The organism is Mycobacterium sp. IS-836 (assembly GCF_001954275.1).
Lineage (GTDB): Bacteria > Actinomycetota > Actinomycetes > Mycobacteriales > Mycobacteriaceae > Mycobacterium.
Genome location: NZ_MBEU01000068.1, coordinates 60,747 through 86,813, shown reverse-complemented (window position 1 = coordinate 86,813; position 26,067 = coordinate 60,747). Strand labels below are relative to the sequence as shown.

Sequence of the window (26,067 nt, the reverse complement as noted above, 5' to 3'; positions counted from 1 at the left end):
CCTTAGAGCGCGACAGACAAATAGGCTGGCGCCACCATGTCGGCCAACAAGACCCTGGCCCAACGGATAGGCCGGGTGCTGGAAAGGGTGACCCGTCAGAGCGGGCGCCTGACGGAAACGCCTGCCTACGGCTCCCTGCTTCTCGGCCGGGTGTCGGAGAGCCAGCGACGTCGCCGCATCCGCATTCAGGTCATCATGACCGTGCTGATCCTGGGCGCGAACCTGATCGGCATCGGCGTCGTTCTGCTATTGGTGGCGGTCGCCATTCCCGAACCCAGCGTGTTCGACGACGCGCCGGCGTGGCTCACATTCGCAGCCGTCCCGGCCTATCTCGCGGTCGCCTTCGCGCTGGGCGCCTTTTGGATCACCCGGCGCACCGTACTCGCATTGCGGTGGGCTATCGAGGAACGCGCTCCGACTCGTCAGGACGAGCGCAACACTTTCGTAGCCCCGTGGCGAATCGCCCTGGTGGACCTCGTCCTGTGGGGGGTCGGTGCGGTGCTGGCGACGATTGCCTACGGCATGGTCAACACCCTGTTCATCCCGCGGTTCTTGTTCGGGGTGAGCTTTTGCGGGGTTCTGGTTGCCACCGGTAGTTACCTGCTCGCCGAGTTCGCGCTCCGGCCGGTGGCCGCGCAGGCTCTTGAAGCGGGACCACCGCCGCGGCGGCTGACCGCGGGAATCATGGGCCGGACCATGATGGTCTGGTTCCTTGGCTCCGGCGTGCCCGTCATCGGCATCGCCCTCCTGGCATTCTTCGAGGTACTGCTGGGCAATCTCACCGAAACCCAGTTCGCGGTCGGCGTGCTGATCATTTCCTCGGCCACGCTGATCTTCGGTTGCGTCCTGATGTGGATCCTGGCCTGGCTGACGGCGACACCGGTGCGGGTGGTGCGCGCGGCACTCCAGCGCGTCGAGGAGGGCAACCTTCGCGGCAACCTGGTGGTGTTCGACGGGACCGAGCTCGGTGAGCTGCAGCGTGGTTTCAACCGAATGGTCGACGGTCTGCGCGAGCGCGAACGCGTCCGCGACCTTTTCGGCCGGCACGTCGGCCGGGAAGTCGCCCTGGCCGCGGAGCGTGAGCGGCCGAAACTGGGCGGCGAAGAACGCCACGTCGCAGTCGTTTTCATCGACATCGTCGGCTCCACGCAATTGGTGACCAGCCAACCCCCGACCGAAGTCGTCCAAGTCCTCAACCGGTTTTTCGCGATCGTCGTCGAGGAGGTGGATCGTCATTGCGGGCTGGTCAACAAGTTCGAAGGCGACGCGTCGCTGGCCATCTTCGGCGCGCCGAATCATCTGGAGAATCCCGAGGACGAAGCGCTGGCCGCCAGCCGCGCGATCTGTAAGCGGCTTGCCAGCGAAATGTCTGAGCTCGACGCCGGCGTCGGCGTGGCCGCGGGCCAGGTCGTGGCGGGCAACGTCGGCGCGCAGGAACGGTTCGAATACACCGTGATCGGCGAGCCGGTCAACGAGGCCGCCCGACTGTGCGAATTAGCCAAGTCACACCCGGGCCGATTGCTGGCGACGGCCGACACTCTGGAGGCTGCAAGCGAAAAAGAAAGCGCCCGTTGGTCTTTGGGGGACACCGTGACGCTGCGTGGGCACGACAATCCCGTCCGGTTGGCCGCGCCGACCGGCGGCTAGGGCCGCCAAAGCTCCAGCGTGGTACGCGCGCCCGCGGGCAGCTCGAGTATTTCGACGGGCGTGCCGTCGGGGTCGTAGACGAAGAACATCCGCACCCCGCCGATGTCGACCGCCGCCTCGGTGCGCACGTCGGGATGCTGACGGCGCAGCGTTTCGTACGCGTCGTCCAGGTCGGCGACGCGGAACGAGATATTCGTATAGCCGAGGTGCGGCCCCGCCGGTCCGGCGGGCAGCTTAGCCAGAAAGAGCAGCTCGACCATCGCGCCGCCGATCAGCCCTCCGATCATGCGGCCGTTTTGTGCGGCGCCGCCCGTCACCGCGTCGAGTCCGGCCCCCTCCAGCTCGACATCGAAAACGACGTCCATGCCCAGCACCGCCGTGTAGAAGGCCAACGCCTTCTCCATGTCGGAGACACCGATACATGCATGGGAGAAGTTCTCCACGGCGATGGGTTGCTGCTCGGTCATGCGTGCTCCTTTGCGGACGGTCGGGTTCACGACCCGCCCATCACAATGTCGGTTTTCCGCCAGTTTTGTCGGTGGTCAGGTGTAACTGTTGAAGCGTGCACGAAGATTTCGAACGCTGCTACCGCGCGGTCCAGTCCAAGGACGCCCGGTTCGACGGCTGGTTCGTCACCGCGGTCCTGACCACGCGGATTTACTGCCGGCCCAGCTGCCCGGTGCGGCCTCCTTTTGCCCGTAACGTGCGGTTCTACCCGACCGCGGCGGCCGCGCAACGGGCGGGCTTCCGGGCCTGCAAGCGCTGCCGTCCCGACGCGTCCCCGGGCTCGCCCGAGTGGAACGTGCGCGGGGACGTCGTTGCCCGGACGATGCGCCTGATCGCGGACGGCACCGTGGACCGTGAGGGCGTCGGCGGCCTCGCCGCCCGCCTCGGATACACCACCCGCCAGCTGGAGCGGCTTTTGCAGGCCGAGCTCGGCGCGGGCCCGCTGGCGCTGGCCCGCGCGCAGCGGGCGCAGACGGCCCGGGTGCTGATCGAGACCACTCGGCTGCCGTTCGGCGACGTCGCGTTCGCCGCCGGGTTTTCCAGCATCCGGCAGTTCAACGACACCGTGCGGCTGGTGTTCGAGAGCACACCGACGGCGCTGCGCAGGCAGGCGGCGACACGGTCTGACGCGAATTCGCCTGGGGCGGTGAGTCTTCGGCTTCCGGTACGCACCCCGTTCGCCTTCGAGGGCGCATTCGGTCACCTGGCCGCCGGCGCGGTACCCGGCTGCGAGGAGGTCCGCGACGGTGCGTACCGGCGCAGTCTGCGGCTTCCCTCCGGCAGTGCCGTGGTCACCCTGACACCGGCCGTCGATCACGTCCGCTGCGTGCTGGTTCTCGACGACTTCCGCGACCTCACCACGGCGATCGCCCGCTGCCGGCGGCTGCTGGACCTCGACGCCGATCCCGAGGCGGTCGTGGACGCGCTGAGCCGTGACCCCGACCTGTGCCCGGTCGTCGCCAAGGCGCCCGGGCAACGCATCCCCCGCACCGTCGACGAGGCCGAACTCGCCGTGCGCGCGGTACTGGGGCAGCAGGTATCGACCAAAGCCGCGCGCACGCATACCGCCCGGCTGGTTGCCGCCTACGGCCGGCCCCTTGACGATCCCGCGGGCACACTGACTCATACGTTCCCGTCCGTCGAGGAGCTCGCCGAGATCGATCCCGTCCATCTGGCGGTCCCCAAGGCACGACAGCGCACACTCAGCGCCCTGATCGCCGGCCTCGCCGAGGGAACCGTCGTGCTTGACAGCGGAAGCGAATGGGAAAGCGCGCGAAGGCAATTGCTCGCCGTGCCGGGGATCGGCCCCTGGACCGCCGAAGTGATTGCGATGCGCGGCCTCGGCGACCCGGATGCGTTCCCGGCGAGCGACCTGGGACTTCGGCTCGCCGCCCAGCAGCTCGGCTTGCCCGGGGATGAACGGACCCTGCTCGACCACAGCGCCCGTTGGCGTCCGTGGCGGTCCTATGCCGTCCAGCACCTGTGGACCACGCTCGAGCATCCGGTGAACCAGTGGCCACCTCAGGAGGTTGCATGATCAGCTACCGCACCATCGACAGCCCGATCGGCCCGTTGACATTGGCCGGCCACGGCTCGGCGTTGACCAACCTACGAATGGTCGATCAGACCTACGAGCCCAAACGGACGGACTGGTCGGCCGATCCGGAGGCATTCACTGATGCCGTCGACCAACTCGGCGCCTATTTCGCCGGCGAACTCACCGACTTCGACCTCGAACTGGATCTGCGGGGCAGCGAATTCCAGCAGCGGGTCTGGAAGGCGCTGCTGACAATTCCGTACGGAGAGACCAGGTCGTACGGCGAAATCGCCCAACAGATCGGCGCCCCCGGTGCCGCACGCGCCGTCGGGTTGGCCAACGGCCACAATCCGATCGCGATCGTCGTCCCCTGCCATCGCGTGATCGGTGCCAGTGGCGGCCTCACCGGTTACGGCGGTGGGCTGGATCGGAAGCGAACCCTGCTGGAATTGGAGAAAAGGCGCACGTCGGCGAATTTGACGTTATTCGACTAGAAACAGAGCGTGAATGCAAAAACACCCCCGTTGCCGGGGGTGTTTTTGTGTATGTTCGGCGGTGTCCTACTTTTCCACCCTAACGGGGCAGTATCATCGGCGCTGACAGGCTTAGCTTCCGGGTTCGGGATGGGACCGGGCGTTTCCCTGTCGCTGTGGCCGCCGTAACTCTATTTATTTTTCATTCAAGTGTTCTGGTGGGGGGTGTGGTGCCACGGCAATTGCCGTAGGCATGGAATGTGGTTGCGATGTGTGTTGGTAAGTTTTCGGCCGGTTAGTGCCAGTTCCCTGCACCCATTGCTGGGCTTCCAGGTCTGGCCTATCGATCCCGTGTTCTGCGGGGGGCCTTATCCCTCTAAAAGGGTGAGAAACCTGATCTTGGAGAAGGTTTCCCGCTTAGATGCTTTCAGCGGTTATCCTGTCCGAACGTGGCTATCCAGCGGTGCCCCTGGTGGGACAACTGGTGTACCAGAGGTTCGTCCGTCCCGGTCCTCTCGTACTAGGGACAGGTTTCCTCAAGTTTCTGACGCGCGCGGCGGATAGAGACCGAACTGTCTCACGACGTTCTAAACCCAGCTCGCGTGCCGCTTTAATGGGCGAACAGCCCAACCCTTGGGACCTGCTCCAGCCCCAGGATGCGACGAGCCGACATCGAGGTGCCAAACCATCCCGTCGATATGGACTCTTGGGGAAGATCAGCCTGTTATCCCCGGGGTACCTTTTATCCGTTGAGCGACACCCCTTCCACTCGGGGGTGCCGGATCACTAATCCCGACTTTCGTCCCTGCTTGACTTGTAGGTCTCGCAGTCAAGCTCCCTTGTGCATTTACACTCAACACCTGATTGCCGTCCAGGTTGAGGGAACCTTTGGGCGCCTCCGTTACATTTTAGGAGGCAACCGCCCCAGTTAAACTACCCGCCAGGCACTGTCCGTGAACCGGATATACGGTTCGACGTTAGGTGTCCAATACGATCAGAGTGGTATTTCAACAACGACTCCACAATTACTGGCGTAACTGCTTCAAAGTCTCCCACCTATCCTACACAAACCGTACCGAACACCAATACCAAGTTGTAGTGAAGGTCCCGGGGTCTTTTCGTCCTGCCGCGCGTAACGAGCATCTTTACTCGTAGTGCAATTTCGCCGAGTCTATGGTTGAGACAGTTGAGAAGTCGTTACGCCATTCGTGCAGGTCGGAACTTACCCGACAAGGAATTTCGCTACCTTAGGATGGTTATAGTTACCACCGCCGTTTACTGGGGCTTAAATTCTCCGCTTCACCCTTGCGGGTTAACGGGTCCTCTTAACCTTCCAGCACCGGGCAGGCGTCAGTCCGTATACATCGTCTTGCGACTTCGCACGGACCTGTGTTTTTAGTAAACAGTCGCTTCTCACTGGTTTCTGCGACCGGTTCCCGCTCCCAGCGAAAAGCTGTTCACGGTATGCCGGTCCCCCTTCTCCCGAAGTTACGGGGGCATTTTGCCGAGTTCCTTAACCATAGTTATCTCGTACGCCTCGGTATGCTCTACCTGACCACCTGTGTTGGTTTGGGGTACGGGCCGTGTGTGCGCTCGCTAGAGGCTTTTCTTGGCAGCAGAGGATCACCGAATTCACCTCAATCGGCTATGCATCACCTCTCAGGATTAGTGAGCGACGGATTTGCCTATCGCTCTCCCTACAGGCTTGCCCCAGTATTACCACTGACTGGTACGGCTACCTTCCTGCGTCACCCCATTGCTTGACTACTACCAGCGAAGGTCCCACGCAGCCCCGAAACTCCATGCCCCCGAAGGGGAATGGTCGATCCGGATTTGGGTGGTTAGTACCGCTGATTCGTCAGGGACGCTCACACACGGGTACGGGAATATCAACCCGTTGTCCATCGACTACGCCTGTCGGCCTCGCCTTAGGTCCCGACTCACCCTGGGCGGACTGGCCTGGCCCAGGAACCCTTGGTCTTACGGCGGGCAAGGTTCTCACTTGCCTTATCGCTACTCATGCCTGCATTCTCACTCCCCCACCCTCCACCACCGGTTACCCGGCGGCTTCGCAGAATGGGGGACGCTCCCCTACCCAACCTTGCGGTTGTCGCGGCTTCGGCGGTGTGCTTGAGCCCCGCTACATTGTCGGCGCACAATCACTTGACCAGTGAGCTATTACGCACTCTTTCAAGGGTGGCTGCTTCTAAGCCAACCTCCTGGTTGTCTTTGCGACTGCACATCCTTTTCCACTTAGCACACGCTTTGGGGCCTTAGCCGGCGATCTGGGCTGTTTCCCTTTCGACGTACGGAGCTTATCCCCCGCCGTCTCACTGCCACGCTATACACCACGGCATTCGGAGTTTGGCTGACGTCAGTAACCTAGTAGGGCCCATCGGCCATCCAGTAGCTCTACCTCCGTGGTGAAACACGTAACGCTGCACCTAAATGCATTTCGGGGAGAACCAGCTATCACGGAGTTTGATTGGCCTTTCACCCCTACCCACAACTCATCCCCTCAGTCTTCAACCTAAGTGGGTTCGGGCCTCCACGCGGTCTTACCCGCGCTTCACCCTGGCCATGGGTAGATCACTCCGCTTCGGGTCCAGAACACGCCACTACACCCCTTACGGGGATACGCCCTATTCAGACTCGCTTTCGCTGCGGCTACCCCACACGGGTTAACCTCGCGACATGTCCCTGACTCGCAGGCTCATTCTTCAAAAGGCACGCCATCACCCCACAAGGAGGCTCTGACGGATTGTAGGCACACGGTTTCAGGTACTCTTTCACTCCCCTCCCGGGGTACTTTTCACCATTCCCTCACGGTACTAATCCGCTATCGGTCATCGAGAAGTATTTAGGCTTACCGGGTGGTCCCGGCAGATTCACAGCGGATTCCACGGGCCCGCTGCTACTCGGGAGTTGATACAAGGCAGGTGCCGGGTTTTCGCGTACCGGGCTCTCACCGTCTATGGCGGACCATCCCAGGCCACTTCCGCTAACTACGACACTTTCTGACTGCCCCTCAGCCAGGTAGAGCTGAGACGTATCAATCCCACAACCCCGCACACACAACCCCTACCCGGTATCGCATGCGTGCGGTTTAGCCATGTTCCACGTTCGCTCGCCACTACTAGCGGAATCACAATTGTTTTCTCTTCCTACGGGTACTGAGATGTTTCACTTCCCCGCGTTCCCTCCCGCACCCTATATATTCAGATACGGGTAACACGACATAACTCGTGCTGGGTTTCCCCATTCGGAAATCCTCGGATCAACGCTCGGTTGACAGCTCCCCGAGGCATATCGCAGCCTCCCACGTCCTTCATCGGCTCTCGATGCCAAGGCATTCACCATGCGCCCTTAGACACTTACTAACACAAAAACCAAAGATAAAAATTACACATTTATGGACACGCCACCACGAGGGCAGCGCATCCTTAGATGCTCGCAACCACTATCCAATACTCAAACACCACACCCCACCACCAAGATGGGGGACACCACTCAATAAAACGGAGTGTTGCCTCAGGGCCCAATAGTGTGTCTGGCAATTAATCTGCTGTTGTGCACCCGGCTTTCGTCCACTACAGACGAAAACCCCTCACGGCTTGCACCCCACCAATTGGAGTGCTTTTCGTGGTGCTCCTTAGAAAGGAGGTGATCCAGCCGCACCTTCCGGTACGGCTACCTTGTTACGACTTCGTCCCAATCGCCGATCCCACCTTCGACAGCTCCCTCCCAAGGGTTAGGCCACTGGCTTCGGGTGTTACCGACTTTCATGACGTGACGGGCGGTGTGTACAAGGCCCGGGAACGTATTCACCGCAGCGTTGCTGATCTGCGATTACTAGCGACTCCGACTTCACGGGGTCGAGTTGCAGACCCCGATCCGAACTGAGACCGGCTTTAAAAGGATTCGCTTAACCTTGCGGCATCGCAGCCCTTTGTACCGGCCATTGTAGCATGTGTGAAGCCCTGGACATAAGGGGCATGATGACTTGACGTCATCCCCACCTTCCTCCGAGTTGACCCCGGCAGTCTCTCACGAGTCCCCGGCATTACCCGCTGGCAACATGAGACAAGGGTTGCGCTCGTTGCGGGACTTAACCCAACATCTCACGACACGAGCTGACGACAGCCATGCACCACCTGCACACAGGCCACAAGGGAACGCCTATCTCTAGACGCGTCCTGTGCATGTCAAACCCAGGTAAGGTTCTTCGCGTTGCATCGAATTAATCCACATGCTCCGCCGCTTGTGCGGGCCCCCGTCAATTCCTTTGAGTTTTAGCCTTGCGGCCGTACTCCCCAGGCGGGGTACTTAATGCGTTAGCTACGGCACGGATCCCAAGGAAGGAAACCCACACCTAGTACCCACCGTTTACGGCGTGGACTACCAGGGTATCTAATCCTGTTCGCTCCCCACGCTTTCGCTCCTCAGCGTCAGTTACTGCCCAGAGACCCGCCTTCGCCACCGGTGTTCCTCCTGATATCTGCGCATTCCACCGCTACACCAGGAATTCCAGTCTCCCCTGCAGTACTCCAGTCTGCCCGTATCGCCCGCACGCTCACAGTTAAGCCGTGAGATTTCACGAACAACGCGACAAACCACCTACGAGCTCTTTACGCCCAGTAATTCCGGACAACGCTCGCACCCTACGTATTACCGCGGCTGCTGGCACGTAGTTGGCCGGTGCTTCTTCTCCACCTACCGTCAATCCGAGAAAACCCGGACCTTCGTCGATGGTGAAAGAGGTTTACAACCCGAAGGCCGTCATCCCCCACGCGGCGTCGCTGCATCAGGCTTGCGCCCATTGTGCAATATTCCCCACTGCTGCCTCCCGTAGGAGTCTGGGCCGTATCTCAGTCCCAGTGTGGCCGGACACCCTCTCAGGCCGGCTACCCGTCGTCGCCTTGGTAGGCCGTCACCCCACCAACAAGCTGATAGGCCGCGGGCCCATCCCACACCGCAAAAGCTTTCCACCATAAAGCATGCGCTAAATGGTCCTATCCGGTATTAGACCCAGTTTCCCAGGCTTATCCCGAAGTGCAGGGCAGATTACCCACGTGTTACTCACCCGTTCGCCACTCGAGTACCCCCGAAGGGGCCTTTCCGTTCGACTTGCATGTGTTAAGCACGCCGCCAGCGTTCGTCCTGAGCCAGGATCAAACTCTCCAAACAAAAACCCCTCGATAACGAGGTGAATTTACAATCAGAGATACCTGACAAGACGCCAATACTCTGGCATCAAAAAACGACCATACCCACACACGGGGGGTGCAAAGTATGGTCAAAAAACAACAACAAAAATAAAAACCACCAAACACACTATTGAGTTCTCAAACAACACTCACGCTTGTTTTCGCCCGCTTCGGGGCAACCCTGCCAGCTTAATATAAGTCCGGCAGAGGAGTCAAGCCCCGGTTTCGGTCGGCTTCAAGTGGCGACCGCGCCTGTTGGGCAACAACTTCCGACTACTCTACCCGTTCGATCTCGGCTCCCAAAATGGCCAGGTTCTCCACGAACAGCGGGTAGCCGCGGTCGATGTGGAAGACGTCGTGCACCTCGGTGTCGCCGTCCGCGACCAGCCCCGCGAGCACCAGGCCGGCGCCGGCGCGGATGTCCGAGCACCACACCGGGGCGCTGGAAAGTTGCGGCAGGCCGCGCACCACGGCGTGGTGGCCGTCGGTGCGAGCGTCCGCGCCGAGCCGGATCATCTCTTCGACGAAACGGAAGCGCGCTTCGAAAACGTTCTCCGTGATCATCGAGGTGCCGTCGGCGATCGACGCCAGGGCGATCGCCATCGGCTGCAGGTCCGTAGGGAAACCGGGGAACGGCAACGTCGCAACGTTGACCGCCTTCGGGCGCTCGTACTGGGTCACGCGGAAGCTGCTGTCCGTCTGGGTGACCGTCGCGCCCGCGTCGTGCAATTTGTGCAGCACCACCTGAAGATGCGCCGGGTCAACGCCCGTCACCGAGATGTCCCCACGAGTCATAGCGGCGGCGATGCCCCAGGTGGCCGCGACGATGCGGTCCCCGATCACCCGGTGCTCGGTGGGATGAAGGCGCGGAACGCCGGTGATGGTCATCGTCGGCGACCCGGCGCCTTCGACCTGCGCGCCCATCTGGTTCAACATCGTGCACAGATCGACCACGTCGGGTTCCCGCGCGGCATTGTGAATCGTGGTGACGCCCTCGGCGACGACGGCGGCCATCAGGATGTTCTCGGTAGCCCCCACCGAGGGAAACTCCAACTGAATCTCCGCGCCACGCAACGCGTCCGCTTGCGCCACCACGCATCCGTGCTCGATGTTGCAGTGCGCGCCCAGCTGCCGCAGACCCGCCTGATGCATGTCCAGCGGACGCGATCCGATCGCGTCACCACCGGGCAACGCGACCCTGGCCCGCTTGCATCGCCCGACCAGCGGCCCCAGCACGCAGACCGAGGCCCGGAACTGGCGTACCGCCGCGAAGTCGGCGTCGTACTTCGGTTCGTCGGGCGAGGTGATTCGCGCGGTGTCGCCGTCGAGTTCGACGGTCGCGCCGAGACCGCGCAAGACCTCCGCCATCAGCGGCACGTCGAGGATGTCGGGGCAATTGGTGATGGTGCTGGTGCCTTCGGCCAGCAGCGTCGCGGCCATGAGCTTGAGCACGCTGTTCTTGGCGCCTCCGACAGCGACTTCGCCTGACAACCGGTTGCCGCCGGTCACCACGAATCGCTCGGACACGGGCGTCAGTGTAGTGAAGCGGGTGGCGCCTTGTCAGTCAGCCGAGGCGGTCCGCCGAGTACCGTTTTGCTCATGGCGATACACCTGACCCGCATCTATACGCGAACCGGCGACGATGGGACCACGGGATTGAGCGACTTCTCGCGGGTCTCGAAAAACGACCCACGGCTGGTGGCATACGCCGACTGCGACGAGGCCAACTCGGCGATCGGCGTGGCGATCGCCCTGGGTCAGCCGGACAAGGAAATCGCGGACGTCTTGCGGCAGATCCAGAATGACCTGTTCGACGCCGGCGCCGATCTGTCTACCCCCGTCGTGGAAAACCCCGAATACCCTCCGCTGCGCGTAACCCAGGCCTACGTCGACCGGCTCGAAAAGTGGTGCGACACATACAACGAGCCGTTAGCGGCATTGAATTCCTTTGTGCTACCAGGCGGTTCGCCGTTGTCGGCTCTGCTGCACGTCGCTCGCACGGTGGTGCGGCGGGCCGAGCGGTCGGCGTGGGCCGCGGTCGATTCCCACCCCGAGGGCGTCAACGTGCTGCCGGCGAAATACCTCAACCGGCTCTCGGATCTGCTTTTCATCCTGTCGCGGGTGGCCAACCCCGACGGCGACGTGCTCTGGAAACCCGGCGGCGGCGCGCAAGCTGACACGAGCGGCTAATCGGCTCGGCTCCTTAGGTTTTAGGCGATCAGACGCTGCGACGACGCGCGCGCGGCGACGGGCGGGATTCCAGCCACGACAAGAACGCGGTCAACGCGCCCTGATCCAACGCGAGCTCATAACCCGACCTGCGGTCCTGCGTCGTGTCACGCAGTTCTAGGACCACGATCTCGTCGGTCATGATGTCGAACTCGTCGCCACGCGGCGCACGCCGGGCCACGATCTCCACACCGCGCCTGCTAAGCCGACGATCGGGCCACAAACGCAGGCTGGATAACCGGTAGAACGCCGCCTCGCCGCCGCGGTAGCGGATCACGCCGTGCCGCCAGCCGTGCCCACCCACCGCGGGGATGTCCCGCATGATTCCCGCCGTTCCACCCTGGCGCAGCTTCCACAACCGATAACTCAACCCAACGACGGCCGCCGCTAACAGGACGACGAGCACGACCATGCCGACCATGGGCGCGCTCATCGGCGGTCAGTCGATCGCGCCGACGGCGCGCAGTCTGGCGCGGCCCCTCGCGGCGATGCGGGGATCGTCGGACTCCGAATCTTCCTTCGCGGCGGCCTCGTCGATCTCCGACTCGAACTCCGCTGACTCGGCAAGAACGGTGACGGTCTCCTCGGTTACCGACAGGAAGCCGCCGTCCACCGCGATCCGCAGATCGTCTTCGCCTTCCCGCTCGACGCGCACCATGGCGTCGTCGACCAGTTGCGCCACCAACGGGATGTGGCGGGGCAGGATGCCGATTTCGCCGACGGTGGTGCGGGTGAACAGGAACGTCGCCTCGCCCGACCAGATCTTTCGGTCGACGGCGACGATCTCAACATTCAATTCCGCCATGCCACAACGCCTTTCGACTCAGCCTCAGGAATCCAGCTTGGCGCCGAAGCTTTCGGCTTTCTTGGCCAAGTCGTCGAGCCCGCCGATCAGGAAGAAGGCCTGCTCGGGGATGTGGTCGAAGTCGCCCTTGGACAGCTTGTCGAACGCCTCGATGGTCTCCTTCAGCGGCACCGTCGAACCCGGCTGACCGGTGAACTGTTCGGCCGCCATCATGTTCTGCGAGAGGAACCGCTCGATGCGCCGCGCGCGCTGCACCAGCTGCTTGTCCTCTTCCGACAACTCGTCGATACCCAGAATGGCGATGATGTCCTGAAGGTCCTTGTAGCGCTGCAGGATTCGGATGACTTCCTGCGCCACGCGGTAGTGCTCGTCACCGACGACACCCGGGTCGAGGATCGTCGAGCTCGACGCCAGCGGATCGACGGCGGGGAAGATGCCCTTGGAGAACACCGCACGCGACAGCTCCGTGGTGGCGTCCAGGTGTGCGAACGTCGTCGCCGGCGCCGGGTCGGTGTAGTCGTCGGCAGGCACGTACACAGCTTGCATCGACGTAATCGAGCGGCCCCGCGTCGAGGTGATCCGCTCCTGCAGCTCGCCCATCTCGTCGGCCAGGGTGGGCTGGTATCCCACCGCCGACGGCATACGACCGAGCAGGGTCGACACCTCGGATCCCGCCTGGGTGAACCGGAAGATGTTGTCGATGAACAGCAGAACGTCCTGGCCCGCCTCGTCGCGGAACCATTCGGCCATCGTCAGCGCCGACAGTGCCACTCGCATACGAGTGCCGGGCGGCTCGTCCATCTGACCGAACACCAGGGCGGTGTCCTTGAGCACGTCGGCTTCCTTGAGCTCGACCCATAGGTCGTTGCCCTCGCGGGTGCGCTCCCCCACCCCGGCGAAAACCGAAGTCCCACCGAAGTTTCGGGCAATACGGTTGATCATCTCCTGGATGAGCACCGTCTTGCCGACGCCGGCGCCGCCGAACAGCGCGATCTTGCCACCACGCACGTACGGGGTGAGCAGGTCCACGACCTTGAGGCCGGTCTCCAGCATCTCGGTGCGGGGCTCGAGCTCTTCGAACGCCGGCGGCTTGCGGTGAATCGACCAGTGGTCGAACTCTTCTCCGTATCCCGGCTTGTCGAGGCAGTACCCGAGGGCATTGAAGACATGGCCCTTGACGCCCTCACCGACCGGCACCGAGATCGAGTTCCCGCTGTCGGTTACCTCGACGCCGCGCACCAGGCCGTCGGTGGGCTGCAGCGAAATGGTGCGCACCAGGTTGTCGCCCAGGTGCTGCGCAACCTCGAGCGTGAGGGTCTTCTTGAGCTCCTCGAAGGTGATGTCGGCGTTCAGCGCGTTGAACAGGTCCGGGACGGAGCCGCGCGGGAACTCGACGTCGACGACGGGCCCGGTTACCCGTACCACGCGGCCGTTGGTGTCGGAGTTCCCGGACTTCCCGCCGTCTTTGGTCTTCTCGTCAGTGGCAGTCATGTTTCTTCTTCCTCGTGGTGCTACTTAGCGTCGGCGAGTGCGTTTGCGCCGCCGACGATTTCGCTGATCTCCTGGGTGATCTGGGCCTGCCGCTCGCGGTTCGCCATCAGCGTCAGATCCTTGATCAAATCGTCTGCGTTGTCGGTGGCCGACTTCATTGCACGTTGGCGGGAAGCCAGCTCCGATGCCGCGGCTTCCAATAGCGCCGCGTAGACACGGGTGGTCAGGTACCGCGGCAGCAACGCTTCGAACAGCGTCGTCGCATCCGGCTCAAACGAATACAGGGTGTGCAGTTCGGGTTCTTCCTCGACGTACTCCACCACCAGCGGAGCGATGCGGTGGGCCACCGCCGTCTGCGACATCATCGACTTGAACTCCGAGTAGACGATGTGCAGTTCATCAACACCCTGGCCGCCCTCGTCGTCCCCCGACTCGTCGTCGCCGGCACCCATCATGAAAGTGTCGACCAAGGTGGACCCGATCTCCGCGGCGTTTTCGTACTTGGGTTGCTCGGAGAATCCAGTCCACGAATCGGTGATGTCCCAGTTGCGGAATTTGAAGTAGTTCAGCGCTTTACGGCCCACCGTGTACAGAACCGGCGTCTTTCCTTCCTCCCGCAGCAGGGAGAACAGCTCCTCGGAGCGACGGAAGACGCTGGAGTTGTACGCACCACACAAACCGCGGTCGGAGGACACCACCAGGACGCCGGCCCGCTTGGGTTCTGCCCGCTCGACCAGCAAGGGGTGATCCAGGGCGGCTTCGGCGGACAGGGTGGTCAGCGTCGAGGTGATCTGGAATGCGTACGGCCGTGCGGATTCCAGGCGAGTCTGCGCCTTACCGATGCGCGATGTCGCGATCATCTCCTGAGCCTTGGTGATCTTTTTGATCGACCCGGCCGACCGAATGCGGCCGCGTAATTCGCGAAGTGTGGCAGCCATCGTTAGCTACTTCTTGTCCTTACCGGAGTCCTTCTTGGAGTCCTTGGATTCCTTCTGATCCTTCGGCTTCTCCTTTTTGACTTGCACCGACTCCTTTTCCAGCTCCTCCTCTTCCATCGGCTCGACGTGCTCGTCGGGCACCACCGACCCGCCGTCGCTGGCCGCGAAGCCCTTCTTGAAATGCTTGATGATCTCGGTGAGTTGGTTCTCGCCCTCTTCGGAGAGCTTCTGGCTGTCGCGGATCCCGGCCAGGAATTTCTCCTCGGAGGCCCGCATGTGGTCCAGCAGCTCGGTTTCGAAGCGCCTGACGTCCTCGACGGGCACGGAGTCCAGGTGGCCGCCGGTGCCCAGGAAGATCGAGACCACCTGCTCCTCGACCGGCATGGGCTGGTACTGGCGTTGCTTGAGCAGTTCGACCAGCCGTTCGCCGCGATCCAGCTGTGCCTTGGACGTGGCGTCCAGGTCGGAAGCGAAGGCCGCGAACGATTCCAGTTCGCGGTACTGCGACAGGTCGAGACGCAGCGAGCCCGCGACCTCCTTCATGGCCTTGATCTGTGCCGCGCCGCCAACGCGGGACACCGAGACGCCGACGTTGATGGCCGGCCGGACACCCTGGTTGAACAGGTCGGACTCGAGGAAGCACTGCCCATCGGTGATCGAGATGACGTTGGTGGGGATGTAGGCCGAGATGTCGTTGGCCTTCGTCTCGATGATCGGCAGCCCCGTCAGCGAGCCGCCGCCCAGGTCGTCGGAAAGCTTCGCGCAACGCTCCAGCAGCCGCGAGTGCAGGTAGAACACGTCGCCCGGGTAGGCCTCGCGACCCGGCGGGCGGCGCAGCAGCAAGGAGATCGCGCGGTACGCCTCGGCCTGCTTGCTCAAATCGTCGAAAACGATCAGCACGTGCTTGCCGTCATACATCCAGTGCTGGGCGATCGCCGAACCGGTGTAGGGCGCAAGCCATTTGAAGCCGGCGGAGTCTGACGCGGGCGCCGCGACGATGGTGGTGTAGTCCATCGCGCCGCCTTCTTCCAGAGCACGGCGGACGGCCGCGATGGTGGTGCCCTTCTGCCCGATCGCGACGTATACGCAACGCACCTGCTTGCGCTCGTCGCCCGACTCCCAGTTCTGCCGCTGGTTGAGGATGGTGTCGATGCAGACCGCGGTCTTGCCGGTCTTGCGGTCGCCGATGATCAGCTGACGCTGGCCGCGGCCGATCGGGGTCATCGCGTCGATAGCTTTGATTCCGGTCTGCAGCGGCTCTTTCACGCCTTGACGCTGCACCACCGACGGCGCCTGGATTTCCAGCGCGCGCCGCACGTCGGTGTCGATGTCACCGCGCCCGTCGATCGGCTGGCCCAGCGGGTTGACAACCCGGCCCAGGAACGCGTCGCCGACCGGGACCGACAACACTTCGCCGGTGCGCTTGACCTGTTGGCCTTCTTCGATTTTCTCGAACTCACCGAGGATCACCGCGCCGACGCTGTGCTCGTCGAGGTTCAGTGCGACCCCGAGCACCCCGCCCGGGAACTCGAGCAGCTCCTGGGTCATGACCGACGGCAAACCTTCGACGTGCGCGATGCCGTCCCCGGCGTCGACGACGGTACCGACTTCCTCGCGGGAGGTGTCGGAGGTGAAGGAGCCTACGTACTCCTCGACAGCGCTCTGGATGTCGTCAGCCGAGATTGTCAACTCTGCCATGGCTTTTCGTTCTTCCTACTTGATCGTCGTTCGCGTGGGTTGTGGTTCGGGTGTTTCAGTCGGGTAACTGAGCTTTGGCCGCGGCCAGACGGGACGCGAGCGTACCGTCGATCACCTCGTCGGCCACGGCGATGAGCAGTCCACCCAGCAGTTCGGCGTCGATCTGGAGATGCACCGTGACCGGATGACCGTAGATGCGGCTGAGCACTTCGGTGAGGCGTGTGCGCTGGGCAGCGCTGAGTTCGGCCGCGGCGCTGACTTGTGCGACGATTTCGCCGCGCCGCGCCACCGCCACTTCCGCCAGGAGCTTCATGGCCTCCTCGGCCGGCTCGCCCCTCAGCAGCTCGACCGTCTGGGTGAGCAACGCCCTCGCGATCGGGGTGACGCTACCGCTAGCGCTGTCAAGCACCTTGCGCAGCAACGCAACCCGTCCCTCAGCGGGGGCGGCGTAGTCGCCCAATAGGATGCCGAGGCGGGGCTGCGCCTCGAGGATGCGGGAAAACCGGAACAGTTGGTCTTCCACGGCATCGACCCGATCTTCACGCTCTGCGACTTCGAGCAGCGCTTGCCGCGACACGTGCTCGAGGGCATCGACCAGATCGGAATTGGCCGACCAACGCTCCGAGACGGCCAACCGCAGCACGTCGAGCGTGGCATCACCGACCTTGCCGGATACCAGCCGCTCGATCAGCCGGACGCGGGGGCCCGCGTCCTCGGCAGGCACGGTGAGATAGCGGGTCACAACGATTTCGCGGTCCAGCATTTGGGCTACCGACACCAGCTCACTAGAGAGAGTGGTAAGCCCCTTGTTGTCCAGGTCCTTGGCCAGGTCGTTGAACCGCTCCGACAGGTCGCCCAGCGCCAGCCGGCTGGCCGAGCGCATCTTCTTCAGCAGCGGGTACTCGACCTCGGCCGACGCGGGCGCCATCTCGTCGAGCTCGTCAAGAAACCGGTCGACCGTCGCCGCCTGCTGGTCCGCATCGGCAACATAGCTGCGCACCAATTCGCCTGCCTGGCGCACGGATTCATGGCCTAGCTCCAGGCGAAGCTGACGGGTGAGCTGGGTCCGCATCAGCTCGATCTGGCTGGCGCCCTGCGCCTTGATGCGTTCGGCCTCGACATCGGCCTGGGCCTGCAATTGCTCGGTGATGCGTACGGCGTCCGCCTTGGCCTCTTCGACGACCCCCTTCGCCTCTTCCTTGGCGGCTTCCACGGCCTTGCTGTGTGCCTCGGTCGACTCGGTCAACCGGGTGGCGGCCGCGGCCGAGTCCTCCAGCTGCTGGCGCACCGCGCTCTGCCGGGCGGTCATCAGGTTGCGCACCGGCGGCACGACGTACCGCATCACCAGGAACACGATGACCGCGAACCCGATTAATTGTCCGATGAACGTCGACATTGATGATTACCTTGTCGCGGCCGAAGTGGTTACGTCGACGCCGAGGATCCGGCTGGCCAGGGTCGCCGACATCGTTCCGACGTTGGCGCGCAGATCCAATTCCACTGCGTCCCTTTCCCGTTTCAATTGCTCGGAGGCCACCTGCACCGTCGACATCACCTCTTGCTCGGCACGGGCCCGCGCGTCTTCGACGACCTTGCGGCCGTCCGCGCGCGCGTCGTCGCGGAACGACGATGCCTGCACGCGGGCTTCCTTCATGGCCGCCTCGTAATCGGCCTGCGCCGCTTCGAACTGCTCGGCCGATTTCTTGTTGTCGGCAGCGGTTTTGGCGACCATGGCGTCGCGTTCGCGCAGCACCTTCAGGATTGGCGGCACCACGAAGGTGCCGATGACGGCGAGCACGATCAGGAAGATGGCCAGCACAAAGAAGAAGGTGCCGTTGGGGACCAGGAAGTTACTGCCGCCCTTGCCGCCCTCTGCTACCGCCTGGCTGGCCGCCAAAACCATAGGGTTCACTTCACCCATTGCAACCCATCACAGCCGAACTACGTGACGGGGGTGGCGAAGACGAACAACGCCATGAACGCCAGGTTGATGAAGTAGGCCGCCTCAACCAGACCGACGGTGATGAAGAACGGCGTGAACAACCGGCCCTGCGCCTCGGGTTGCCGGGCGATACCCGAAACCAGCGCGTTACCGGCGATACCGTCACCGATACCGGCTCCGATTGCGCCGCCACCCATGATGATTCCACCGCCGATGAGAGCACCGGCAGCGATAGTGGGGTCCATTCTTTCCTCCTTTATGTGGTGGCTATCTGGTAGCGGTCTACCAGGTTTCAGTCATGGTGCTCCTCGAGCTCCATGGCTTGGCTGAAGTACAAGATCGTCAGAATCGAGAAGATGAAGGCCTGGATCGCCCCGACGAACAAGTCGAACGACTTCCAGATCGCGTTGGGCGCCCACATGATGTACGGCGGGAACATCGCGATCAGCGCGACCAGGATGCCGCCCGCGAAGATGTTTCCAAAGAGTCGGAGCGACAACGAGATCGGCTTCGCCAATTCCTCGACGACGTTGATCGGCGCCAGAAATGCCACGTGCCCCTTGAGCACCTTGATCGGGTGCCCGACGATGCCGCGGCGCCAGATCCCGGCCACGTGATAGCAAACGAACACGAAAAGGGCCAGCGCCAGAACGTAATTGATGTCCGCCGCCGCCGACTTGAGCAACTCGGTGGTGTGCCCGGATTTATCGGTGTACTGCAGGGGCAGAACCGACAGCCAGTTGGAGATCAGGATGAACACAAAGATCGTGACCGCCAGCGGCAGCACGAACGGCGCGATGCGCATCCCGACCGCGGCCTCGATCTGGTTGCGCATCTGGATGGTGAGCGCCTCCCAGAACAATTGGACTCCGCTGGGAACGCCACTCGACGTGATCTTGGCGCGCAGGAAGAAGGCCAGGGCGATCACGATCACCGCCGCGATCGCGGTCGACAGGACGGTGTCGGTGTTGACGGTCATTCCGAGCCAGGTCGCGGTGGTGTGCTCGCCGACCTCGATTTGGGACCCGGCCAGGATCGTCTCAGTCATCGCTGGTGTTCCCTCCTTCCGCATCCGAGCCGGTCGCCGCCGGCTCGCCGGTGCGCAGCTTCTTCCAGACCGGCAGCGCGGTCGACGCGACGAGCAGCACCTGGAAGAGCGCCAGCCCGAACATCGCACCCAAACCGTTCGGCCGGAAGACGTAGGCAACGACTAGCGCGACCACGGTGATGATCGCCAACCGTGTCGCCGAGTTGAGCGCCATCGAGCTCTTCAGTGGGTGCTCTTTCGCGGTGATCGAGGCGACCGAACGCCGCACCAGCAGTGCGTTGAGCAAACCCAACAGCAACCCGACGCCGAAGAACACACCGAGCATGAGGTGACCGGACAATCCGGCGGCCAGGATCGCCAGCGCGGTGATTCCGACGCTGATAACAAGCAGCCGAACCGGACGGAAAGCAACAGAGGGGAACACCAACGGCGCGTCCTGCGCTGGTGTCGTCACTGCAGCACCTCAATCCCAGGTAGTGGAGCGGAAGTCCCCCGACCGACCGATCGGTGGCCCGCCGAGCGTATCGCACGTCACACTGGAATCACCCAAGGGGTAGCTCCCTTTGTCGGTCGTGAATCGGCGCGACCGGATAAGCGTCCGGCGGGCCGGCTGGCCGGCAACCCTCGAGGCTTCATTTCGGGGTTCTACCAGCACCGTATCATACGGTGACCGAAACTACTACTATCTGTCGTAGTCCTCGTCTTCGTAGTCGTCGCGGCGGCGCAGGAGCGGGATCGCCGTCGCCACCCCGGCGACGACGATGGCCCCCAGCATCACCGCGCCGGTATCGCGCGGGTTGAAAAATATCGTGCTCGCGGCGCCGAACGCGACGATGCCGACCCATAGATAGATGAGCAGGACCACCCGGCGATGCGAATGACCGATCTGCAGCAACCGATGGTGCAGGTGCATCTTGTCGGGGCTGAACGCGCTGCGCCCGGCCCGAGTCCGGCGCACGATCGCGAGCAGCAGATCGAGCATCGGAAAGAACATGACCGCCACCACCAGCAGGAAGGGTGACAGCAGAGCAAACACATCCCGAGCACCGTAGGCGTTCTGCGAGATGGGTCCGGCGGCCGTCGTGGATGCCGCGGCGAGCATCAAACCGATCAGCATCGAGCCCGAGTCGCCCATGAAGATCTTGGCCCGGTGGAAGTTGTGCGGCAGAAAGCCCAGACAGGCCCCCGCCAGCACCACCGAAATCACCGCCGGCGGATAGAACAGCACGTCACCGCCGTGGTCGCGGAGCAGGCCGACCGAGAACATGCAGATCGCCATCGCCATGATGAGACCCACCCCGGCGGCCAGCCCGTCGAGCCCGTCCACGAAGTTCATCGCGTTGACTACCGACACGGTCAGCGCCAGGGTGAGCAGGATCGACGAGGCCTGGTCGAGCACCACCGTGCCGACACCGCCCAACGGGATATAGATGACGCTCCATGCGACGCCCATGGTGACCAGCACACTGGCCGCGGTGATCTGGCCGGCGAACTTGGTCAGCGCGTCCAGGCCCCAGCGGTCGTCGATCAGCCCGATGCCCATGATCACCGCGCCGGCGACCAGCACCGCGGGCATTCCGCTGGAATAGACGAACCCGCGGGTGAGCGCGGGAAGCTGCGACGCCAGAAAGACGGCGCAGACAACGCCGACGAACATCGCCAGTCCGCCCATGCGTGGGGTCGGGGTCACGTGCACATCGCGTTCCCGCGGATAGGCGACCGCCCCCAATCGGGTCGCCAGCACCCGCACCGGTCCGGTGGCGAAGTAGGTGATGATGGCCGCGGTCAGCCCGACGAGGGCCAGCTCGCGCAGCGGAACACCGGCGCCGCGATCGGACAGGGCGAACAAGCCGCCGGCAAGGCTGGCTACGTCGCTGGACACGTCGAGACCGTACTGCACCAACCTGAGATCCACCGCGCCGAGCTAGGCGATGAGGCTTCCCGGGTCCGTCCCGAGCACTTCGGCGATCCGTTCGGCGCTGACCGGACCCGCCCGCAGGATGCGCGGTGCGGCTCCGGTCAGGTCGACGATCGTGGACGCCGCCTGTTGCTCGGACGGGCCCGCGTCGAGATAGACGTCGACGAGGTCGCCGAGTTGGTTGCGCGCTTCGTCAGCGGTCACCGCCGGCGAGCGGCCGGAAACATTGGCGCTCGAAACCGCCATCGGTCCGACCTCTCGCAATAGCTCGATGGCGACGGGCTGCAGCGGCATTCGCAGCATCACGGTTCCGCGGGCATCGCCGAGATCCCATTGCAGCGACGGCGCTTGTGTCACTACCAAACTCAGCGCGCCCGGCCAGAATGCGCGGATCAGTTCGCGGGCTCCGTCGGGCATCGTGTAGACCAGGCCCTCGATCGTGTGCCACGAACCGACCAGCACCCCCACCGGCATGTCGCGGCCGCGGCCCTTCGCCGCGAGCAGGGCGGCCACGGCGGTGCCGTCGAACGCATCGGCGCCGATGCCGTACACGGTGTCCGTCGGCATCACGACCAGACGGCCGCCCTTCAGCGCCCCCACCGCCGAGGAGATTCCCAGCGAACGCTGGTCGGGGTCGGCACAGTCGAATACCTCAGCCACGGCTCCCCCTTCTGCGGGCCGTCACAAACCTCGGCCTGCCGGTCAGATCTTGCCGCGCCCGGACGTCGTCGAAAAGCCCTGCGCTTTCGACCAATTCGACGGTCCGCGACGACGTGGTGTCATCGTGCTCGACGGCGAAAAGCCCGCCGGCGCCCAGCCAACGCGCGGCCAGGTCCACCACGGCGGCGATCACCGCCATGCCGTCGGGCCCGCCGAACACCGCGTGCGGCGGATCATGTTGGGCCACTTCGGGTTCCAGGATGACGCTGTCGGGAACGTAGGGCGGGTTCGCCACGAGTAGGTCAACCCGCCGGTCCAACTCGGGAAGCAGGCCCGGTGCGGTGACGTCGGCGCGGACGAGTTCGACTTCGGTGCCCTCGATGTTGCGGCGGGCGTAGTCGAGCGCGGCCTCGTCGTCGTCGATGCCGATGACCCGGGCGGCGGGACGGTGCCGGGCCAGCGCCACGGCCAACGCGCCGGATCCGGTGCACACGTCGACGATGAGGGGTCGGGCGGCCAATGGCTGCGCGGAGGCCCACGCGAACAGGGACTCGGTCTCCGGTCGCGGTATGAACACACCGGGGCCGACGTGCAGCAGCACCGGGCCAAATGCCGCCGTCCCGATGAGATGCTGCAGCGGCACCCGCCGCGAGCGCGCGGCGACGACGTCGGAGTACCGCGAGAGAAATTCGTCGTCGATGGACTCGACCAGGCTCAGCCGACCGCGATCGGTGCCCGTGAGGTGCGCGGCCAACTCCTCCGCGTCGTAGCGCGCAGAGTCGATGCCGGCTTCGGCCAGTTGCGCCGCAGCAGAGTCGATTGCGCGCCGCAGGACGGTCATGCCTGTTGCAACCGAGACTGCTTGTCGGCGGCGCTCAGCGCGTCGAACAACGCGTCCAGGTCACCGTCGAGAACCTGATCGAGATTGTGTGCCTTGTAACCGATTCGGTGATCCGTGATCCGGTTCTCCGGGAAGTTGTAGGTGCGAATCCGTTCGCTGCGGTCCACCGTGCGGATCTGGCTCGCCCGGTCCGCGGAAGCGTCGGCCAACGCCTGTTCCTCCGCGATGGCCTGCAGGCGCGCCGCCAGCACCTGCAGCGCGCGGGTCTTGTTCTGCAGCTGGGAGCGTTCGTTTTGACAGGTGACGACGATCCCGGTGGGCAGGTGCGTGATTCGCACCGCGGAGTCGGTGGTGTTGACGCCCTGCCCGCCCTTGCCGGACGACCGGTACACGTCGATGCGCAGATCCGACTCGTCGATCTGCACCTCGCCGACCTCCTCGGGCTCCGGATAGACCAGCACGCCCGCCGCCGAAGTGTGCACGCGGCCTTGGGATTCCGTCACCGGGACGCGCTGCACCCGGTGCACGCCGCCCTCGAATTTCATTCGCGACCAGACTCCGTCGGCTGTGTCACCCTTGCTGGCGATGGTCAATGTCGCGTCTTTGTAGCCGCCGAGGTCCGACGTGGTTTCGTCCAGGACCGTCACGTTCCAGCCGTGCCGCTCCGCGTAGCGGATGTACATCCTGGCCAAGTCGGCGGCGAACAGTGCCGATTCCTCGCCGCCCTCACCGGATTTGACTTCCAGCACGATGTCGTCGGCGTCATGCGGGTCGCGCGGGGCCAGCATGTCGGTCAGTTGGGTGTCCAGTTCGGCGACCCGGGATTCCAGTTCGGTGACCTCGTCGGCGAACGACTCGTCGTCGGCGGCCAGTTCGCGGGCGGTTTCCAGATCACCGCGCGCAGACGTCAGCTTGTGATAGGTGGCGATGATCGGCGCCAGCCGGGCGAACCGGCGTCCGGCTTTGCGCGCCTCGTCGGGATTGCTGTGCAACTCGGGATCGGCCAGCCGCAGCTCGAGGGCGGCATGCTCGGCGAGCAGCACGTCGATCGTCTGTACCGGCTGCGTCATGTCACCTCCTCCCGCAAACGCAAACCGACGCCCGGCCTGTGCGGAATCAGCACAGTTCGGGCGTCGGTAAGCCAGCTATTTGTCGGCCTGCTCCGGCGCGGCCGTCTCCGCGGCTCCGCCCTTGCGCTTGCCGTAGCGCTTTTCGAAACGCGCCACCCGGCCGCCGCTGTCCAGGATCTTCTGCTTGCCCGTGTAGAACGGGTGGCATTGCGAGCAGACCTCGACGACGATGTTGCCGCCGGGCTTGGTGCTGCGGGTCTGGAAGGTGTTGCCGCACCCGCAGTGCACGGTGGTCTCCTCGTACGCGGGGTGAATGTCAGCTTTCATCATGTCCTCTTCGATCATTGGCCGCCGATATGGCGTACCGCGAACCTGATCTGGTTCTGCGCAGTCGAGCGACCATTATGCCAGGTCAACCGCCATCTCCCCAAACACCGAGATGCGCCCAGGCATTCCCGTGGGCCGCTAGCGGCATCAGGCCGGCGCGTAGACGCCGGTTTTTCCGATGCGCGTCCACAGCACACCGCCGTCGGGTGTGGTGCCGCGGGCGGCCAGCTCCCGCTTGATGATCTTGTTCGTGGCCGTGATCGGCAGTCGGTCGGTGAGCCAGACATACCGTGGCCACGCCTTGGGGGATAAATCGGGCTGTTCGGCCAGGAACACGCCGAACTCCTCGGGAGTCAGGGCGACGCCGTCCCGCAACACCATCGCCGCCATGACCTGGTCGCCGACGTGCTCGTCGGGTACCGCATAGACCGCCGCGTGGCTGACCGATGCCAACCTTTGCAGGATCCGCTCGATGGGCGCCGTGGTCATGTTCTCCCCGTCGACGCGCAACCAGTCACCGCTGCGCCCGGCGAAGTAGATCCACCCGTCGGCGTCCCGGTAGGCGAGATCGCCCGACCAGAACATGCCGTTTCGAAGGCGGGTATCGGTGGCCTGCGGGTCGTTGTAGTAGCCGGCGAACAATCCCGCGCCGGTGGTATTGACCAGCTCCCCTATAGCCTCGTCGGCGTTGGTGAGGGCACCGTCGTCGCCGAAAGTCGCGACCGGACACTCGGCCAGGCTGTCCGGGTTGTAGATGGCGACACCGGGAAAGCCCCGGCCCAACGACCCGGGCGGGCAGCCGTCCTCGCGAGTGATGACGATCGCGGCCTCGGTGGAGCCGAAGCCGTCCCACACCGTGCAGTCGAACCGACGGCTGAACTCGGCGATGTCGCGATCGCTCGCCTCGTTGCCGACCGCGACCCGCAGCGGGTTGTCGCCGTCGTCGGGTCGTTCCGGCGTGGCGAGCACGAAGGCCAGCGGTTTGCCGACGTAGTTCATGAAGGTGGCCCCGTACCGGCGCAGATCGGGCAGCAGGCCGGATGCCGAGAACGTCGCGGGGACCATGGCCGCGCCCGCGCCCACCGCCACGCTCCACCCCGTAAACAGCGCGTTGGCGTGAAACAGGGGCATCGACATGTAGCAGACATCGGACGCATCGAGCTCCCACCGCGCGATCAGGGTCGCGCCGGCGAACAACACGGTGAGATGGGTGACCTGCACCGCCTTGGGGTCGCCGCTGGTGCCCGACGTGAACATCATCATGAACGTGTCGGTGGGCGCGACCTCTCGATATGGGGACAGGGGTCCGGCGTCGTCCAGCAGCGCCCGCCAGGCCTCGCCGGACACGTCGAAGACCTGCACACCGGGCAGGTCGAGACCGTCCAGCAACGCCGTGTGGGCCGGATCGACGAGCAGGATCTGGCAGTCCGCGTGCCCGATATCCCTGGCCAGCGCCGCGCCGCGGCGGGTGTCGTTGATCCCGCAGAGCACGTACCCGCCGAGCGCCGCCGCCGCCATCGCGGTGAGCATCTCGGGGGTGTTGCCCAGCAGCGTGCCGACGTGCAGCGGACGGTCCGGATCGGCGACGCGGATCACGGCCGCGGCGGTGGCGGCCGCATCGGCGAGGTGCTCACGCCAGGTCCAGACCCGCTCGCCGTACTTCAGCGCAGGGGTGTCCTGGTCCAAGCGTTCGCGAAGCAGCTGCTGAAGCGTTTCCGCCACGGCCGGC

The 26,067-nt window shown here is 64.0% G+C and carries 22 protein-coding genes and 3 rRNA genes; 4 read left to right on the top strand and 21 right to left on the bottom strand.

Annotated elements, in window-relative coordinates:
• The first annotated feature begins 36 nt into the window (after nucleotides 1–36).
• The gene (locus A5747_RS18840) at nucleotides 37–1,647 is read left to right on the top strand and encodes an adenylate/guanylate cyclase domain-containing protein (RefSeq protein ID WP_076127029.1); all 1,611 of its coding nucleotides are present in this window, start codon (nucleotides 37–39) and stop codon (nucleotides 1,645–1,647) included.
• Here the strand turns inward: A5747_RS18840 and A5747_RS18835 are convergent.
• The gene (locus A5747_RS18835) at nucleotides 1,644–2,114 is read right to left on the bottom strand and encodes a VOC family protein (protein WP_076127027.1); all 471 of its coding nucleotides are present in this window, start codon (nucleotides 2,112–2,114) and stop codon (nucleotides 1,644–1,646) included. The two genes, A5747_RS18840 and A5747_RS18835, sit on opposite strands and share 4 nt — an antisense overlap.
• A 95-nt stretch (nucleotides 2,115–2,209) precedes the next feature.
• On the opposite strand from A5747_RS18835, the gene A5747_RS18830 reads away from it, so the two are divergent.
• A complete protein-coding gene (locus A5747_RS18830; protein ID WP_076127025.1) occupies nucleotides 2,210–3,691 on the top strand; it encodes a DNA-3-methyladenine glycosylase 2 family protein in 1,482 nt (493 codons plus the stop codon).
• Nucleotides 3,688–4,185 (top strand): methylated-DNA--[protein]-cysteine S-methyltransferase, encoded by a 498-nt coding sequence (locus A5747_RS18825; RefSeq protein WP_076127022.1) that lies wholly within the window; start codon nucleotides 3,688–3,690, stop codon nucleotides 4,183–4,185. The genes A5747_RS18830 and A5747_RS18825 overlap by 4 nt, the downstream gene beginning before the upstream one ends.
• A 53-nt stretch (nucleotides 4,186–4,238) precedes the next feature.
• On the opposite strand, the gene rrf is transcribed toward A5747_RS18825, so the two are convergent.
• The 4 genes from rrf to murA all read right to left on the bottom strand — a co-directional run bounded on the left by rrf (nucleotide 4,239) and on the right by murA (nucleotide 10,898).
• Nucleotides 4,239–4,352: ribosomal RNA gene (rrf, locus tag A5747_RS18820) — 5S ribosomal RNA — on the bottom strand.
• A gap of 87 nt (nucleotides 4,353–4,439) precedes the next feature.
• Nucleotides 4,440–7,544, bottom strand: a 23S ribosomal RNA gene (locus tag A5747_RS18815).
• A 276-nt stretch (nucleotides 7,545–7,820) separates the two neighbouring features.
• A 16S ribosomal RNA gene (locus A5747_RS18810) occupies nucleotides 7,821–9,351 on the bottom strand.
• The 16S, 23S and 5S rRNA genes sit together here, the layout of an rRNA operon.
• Nucleotides 9,352–9,644: 293 nt before the next feature.
• Complete coding sequence (gene murA / locus A5747_RS18805) at nucleotides 9,645–10,898, bottom strand: UDP-N-acetylglucosamine 1-carboxyvinyltransferase (RefSeq protein ID WP_076060299.1); 1,254 nt, start codon at nucleotides 10,896–10,898, stop codon at nucleotides 9,645–9,647.
• Nucleotides 10,899–10,970: 72 nt separating this feature from the next.
• On the opposite strand from murA, the gene A5747_RS18800 reads away from it, so the two are divergent.
• Nucleotides 10,971–11,561, top strand: coding sequence for a cob(I)yrinic acid a,c-diamide adenosyltransferase (locus A5747_RS18800; RefSeq protein ID WP_076127020.1), 591 nt, complete (start codon nucleotides 10,971–10,973; stop codon nucleotides 11,559–11,561).
• A 28-nt stretch (nucleotides 11,562–11,589) separates the two neighbouring features.
• On the opposite strand, the gene A5747_RS18795 is transcribed toward A5747_RS18800, so the two are convergent.
• From A5747_RS18795 to fadD1, 16 genes are all read right to left on the bottom strand, one after another.
• Nucleotides 11,590–12,033, bottom strand: a complete 444-nt coding sequence (locus tag A5747_RS18795; RefSeq protein WP_076127018.1) for a DUF2550 domain-containing protein — start codon at nucleotides 12,031–12,033, stop codon at nucleotides 11,590–11,592.
• Between the two features lie 6 nt (nucleotides 12,034–12,039).
• Complete coding sequence (locus A5747_RS18790) at nucleotides 12,040–12,405, bottom strand: F0F1 ATP synthase subunit epsilon (RefSeq protein ID WP_076060295.1); 366 nt, start codon at nucleotides 12,403–12,405, stop codon at nucleotides 12,040–12,042.
• A gap of 24 nt (nucleotides 12,406–12,429) precedes the next feature.
• Nucleotides 12,430–13,896: a F0F1 ATP synthase subunit beta gene (atpD, locus tag A5747_RS18785; RefSeq protein ID WP_076127016.1), complete on the bottom strand. Its 1,467-nt coding sequence runs from the start codon at nucleotides 13,894–13,896 to the stop codon at nucleotides 12,430–12,432.
• A gap of 20 nt (nucleotides 13,897–13,916) precedes the next feature.
• A complete protein-coding gene (locus A5747_RS18780; RefSeq protein WP_076127014.1) occupies nucleotides 13,917–14,834 on the bottom strand; it encodes a F0F1 ATP synthase subunit gamma in 918 nt (305 codons plus the stop codon).
• A gap of 6 nt (nucleotides 14,835–14,840) precedes the next feature.
• The gene (gene atpA / locus A5747_RS18775; RefSeq protein ID WP_076127011.1) at nucleotides 14,841–16,532 is read right to left on the bottom strand and encodes a F0F1 ATP synthase subunit alpha; all 1,692 of its coding nucleotides are present in this window, start codon (nucleotides 16,530–16,532) and stop codon (nucleotides 14,841–14,843) included.
• A gap of 55 nt (nucleotides 16,533–16,587) precedes the next feature.
• A complete protein-coding gene (locus A5747_RS18770) occupies nucleotides 16,588–17,928 on the bottom strand; it encodes a F0F1 ATP synthase subunit B/delta (protein WP_076127009.1) in 1,341 nt (446 codons plus the stop codon).
• A 6-nt stretch (nucleotides 17,929–17,934) separates the two neighbouring features.
• Nucleotides 17,935–18,453, bottom strand: coding sequence for a F0F1 ATP synthase subunit B (locus A5747_RS18765; RefSeq protein ID WP_076127006.1), 519 nt, complete (start codon nucleotides 18,451–18,453; stop codon nucleotides 17,935–17,937).
• 20 nt (nucleotides 18,454–18,473) lie between these two features.
• Nucleotides 18,474–18,719 (bottom strand): F0F1 ATP synthase subunit C, encoded by a 246-nt coding sequence (locus tag A5747_RS18760; RefSeq protein WP_066928722.1) that lies wholly within the window; start codon nucleotides 18,717–18,719, stop codon nucleotides 18,474–18,476.
• A gap of 47 nt (nucleotides 18,720–18,766) precedes the next feature.
• On the bottom strand, nucleotides 18,767–19,522 hold the full coding sequence (gene atpB, locus A5747_RS18755) for a F0F1 ATP synthase subunit A (RefSeq protein WP_076060285.1): 756 nt from the start codon (nucleotides 19,520–19,522) through the stop codon (nucleotides 18,767–18,769).
• Complete coding sequence (locus A5747_RS18750; RefSeq protein ID WP_076127004.1) at nucleotides 19,515–19,976, bottom strand: ATP synthase subunit I; 462 nt, start codon at nucleotides 19,974–19,976, stop codon at nucleotides 19,515–19,517. Before A5747_RS18750 ends, atpB begins: the two co-directional genes overlap by 8 nt.
• A 228-nt stretch (nucleotides 19,977–20,204) precedes the next feature.
• Nucleotides 20,205–21,422, bottom strand: a complete 1,218-nt coding sequence (locus A5747_RS18745; protein ID WP_142245650.1) for a glycosyltransferase family 4 protein — start codon at nucleotides 21,420–21,422, stop codon at nucleotides 20,205–20,207.
• Nucleotides 21,423–21,446: 24 nt separating this feature from the next.
• Nucleotides 21,447–22,100, bottom strand: coding sequence for an L-threonylcarbamoyladenylate synthase (locus A5747_RS18740; protein ID WP_076127002.1), 654 nt, complete (start codon nucleotides 22,098–22,100; stop codon nucleotides 21,447–21,449).
• Complete coding sequence (gene prmC / locus A5747_RS18735) at nucleotides 22,093–22,941, bottom strand: peptide chain release factor N(5)-glutamine methyltransferase (RefSeq protein ID WP_076126999.1); 849 nt, start codon at nucleotides 22,939–22,941, stop codon at nucleotides 22,093–22,095. Before prmC ends, A5747_RS18740 begins: the two co-directional genes overlap by 8 nt.
• A complete protein-coding gene (gene prfA / locus A5747_RS18730; protein WP_076126996.1) occupies nucleotides 22,938–24,011 on the bottom strand; it encodes a peptide chain release factor 1 in 1,074 nt (357 codons plus the stop codon). The genes prmC and prfA overlap by 4 nt, the downstream gene beginning before the upstream one ends.
• 75 nt (nucleotides 24,012–24,086) lie before the next feature.
• On the bottom strand, nucleotides 24,087–24,338 hold the full coding sequence (gene rpmE / locus A5747_RS18725) for a 50S ribosomal protein L31 (protein ID WP_076127310.1): 252 nt from the start codon (nucleotides 24,336–24,338) through the stop codon (nucleotides 24,087–24,089).
• A 147-nt stretch (nucleotides 24,339–24,485) separates the two neighbouring features.
• Nucleotides 24,486–26,060, bottom strand: a complete 1,575-nt coding sequence (gene fadD1 / locus A5747_RS18720) for a fatty-acid--CoA ligase FadD1 (RefSeq protein WP_076126994.1) — start codon at nucleotides 26,058–26,060, stop codon at nucleotides 24,486–24,488.
• Nucleotides 26,061–26,067: the final 7 nt, after the last annotated feature.

Bases quoted from the DNA above. Each gene is read 5' to 3' on its own strand.
- A5747_RS18825 (WP_076127022.1), top strand. From the start codon at position 3,688: ATGATCAGCTACCGCACCATCGACAGCCCGATCGGCCCGTTGACATTG.
- A5747_RS18795 (WP_076127018.1), bottom strand. From the start codon at position 12,033: ATGAGCGCGCCCATGGTCGGCATGGTCGTGCTCGTCGTCCTGTTAGCG.
- A5747_RS18765 (WP_076127006.1), bottom strand. From the start codon at position 18,453: ATGGGTGAAGTGAACCCTATGGTTTTGGCGGCCAGCCAGGCGGTAGCA.
- rpmE (WP_076127310.1), bottom strand. From the start codon at position 24,338: ATGAAAGCTGACATTCACCCCGCGTACGAGGAGACCACCGTGCACTGC.
- A5747_RS18840 (WP_076127029.1), top strand. From the start codon at position 37: ATGTCGGCCAACAAGACCCTGGCCCAACGGATAGGCCGGGTGCTGGAA.
- atpA (WP_076127011.1), bottom strand. From the start codon at position 16,532: ATGGCAGAGTTGACAATCTCGGCTGACGACATCCAGAGCGCTGTCGAG.
- A5747_RS18770 (WP_076127009.1), bottom strand. From the start codon at position 17,928: ATGTCGACGTTCATCGGACAATTAATCGGGTTCGCGGTCATCGTGTTC.
- prmC (WP_076126999.1), bottom strand. From the start codon at position 22,941: ATGACCGTCCTGCGGCGCGCAATCGACTCTGCTGCGGCGCAACTGGCC.
- atpB (WP_076060285.1), bottom strand. From the start codon at position 19,522: ATGACTGAGACGATCCTGGCCGGGTCCCAAATCGAGGTCGGCGAGCAC.
- prfA (WP_076126996.1), bottom strand. From the start codon at position 24,011: ATGACGCAGCCGGTACAGACGATCGACGTGCTGCTCGCCGAGCATGCC.
- A5747_RS18835 (WP_076127027.1), bottom strand. From the start codon at position 2,114: ATGACCGAGCAGCAACCCATCGCCGTGGAGAACTTCTCCCATGCATGT.
- A5747_RS18800 (WP_076127020.1), top strand. From the start codon at position 10,971: ATGGCGATACACCTGACCCGCATCTATACGCGAACCGGCGACGATGGG.
- A5747_RS18760 (WP_066928722.1), bottom strand. From the start codon at position 18,719: ATGGACCCCACTATCGCTGCCGGTGCTCTCATCGGCGGTGGAATCATC.
- A5747_RS18780 (WP_076127014.1), bottom strand. From the start codon at position 14,834: ATGGCTGCCACACTTCGCGAATTACGCGGCCGCATTCGGTCGGCCGGG.
- atpD (WP_076127016.1), bottom strand. From the start codon at position 13,896: ATGACTGCCACTGACGAGAAGACCAAAGACGGCGGGAAGTCCGGGAAC.
- A5747_RS18790 (WP_076060295.1), bottom strand. From the start codon at position 12,405: ATGGCGGAATTGAATGTTGAGATCGTCGCCGTCGACCGAAAGATCTGG.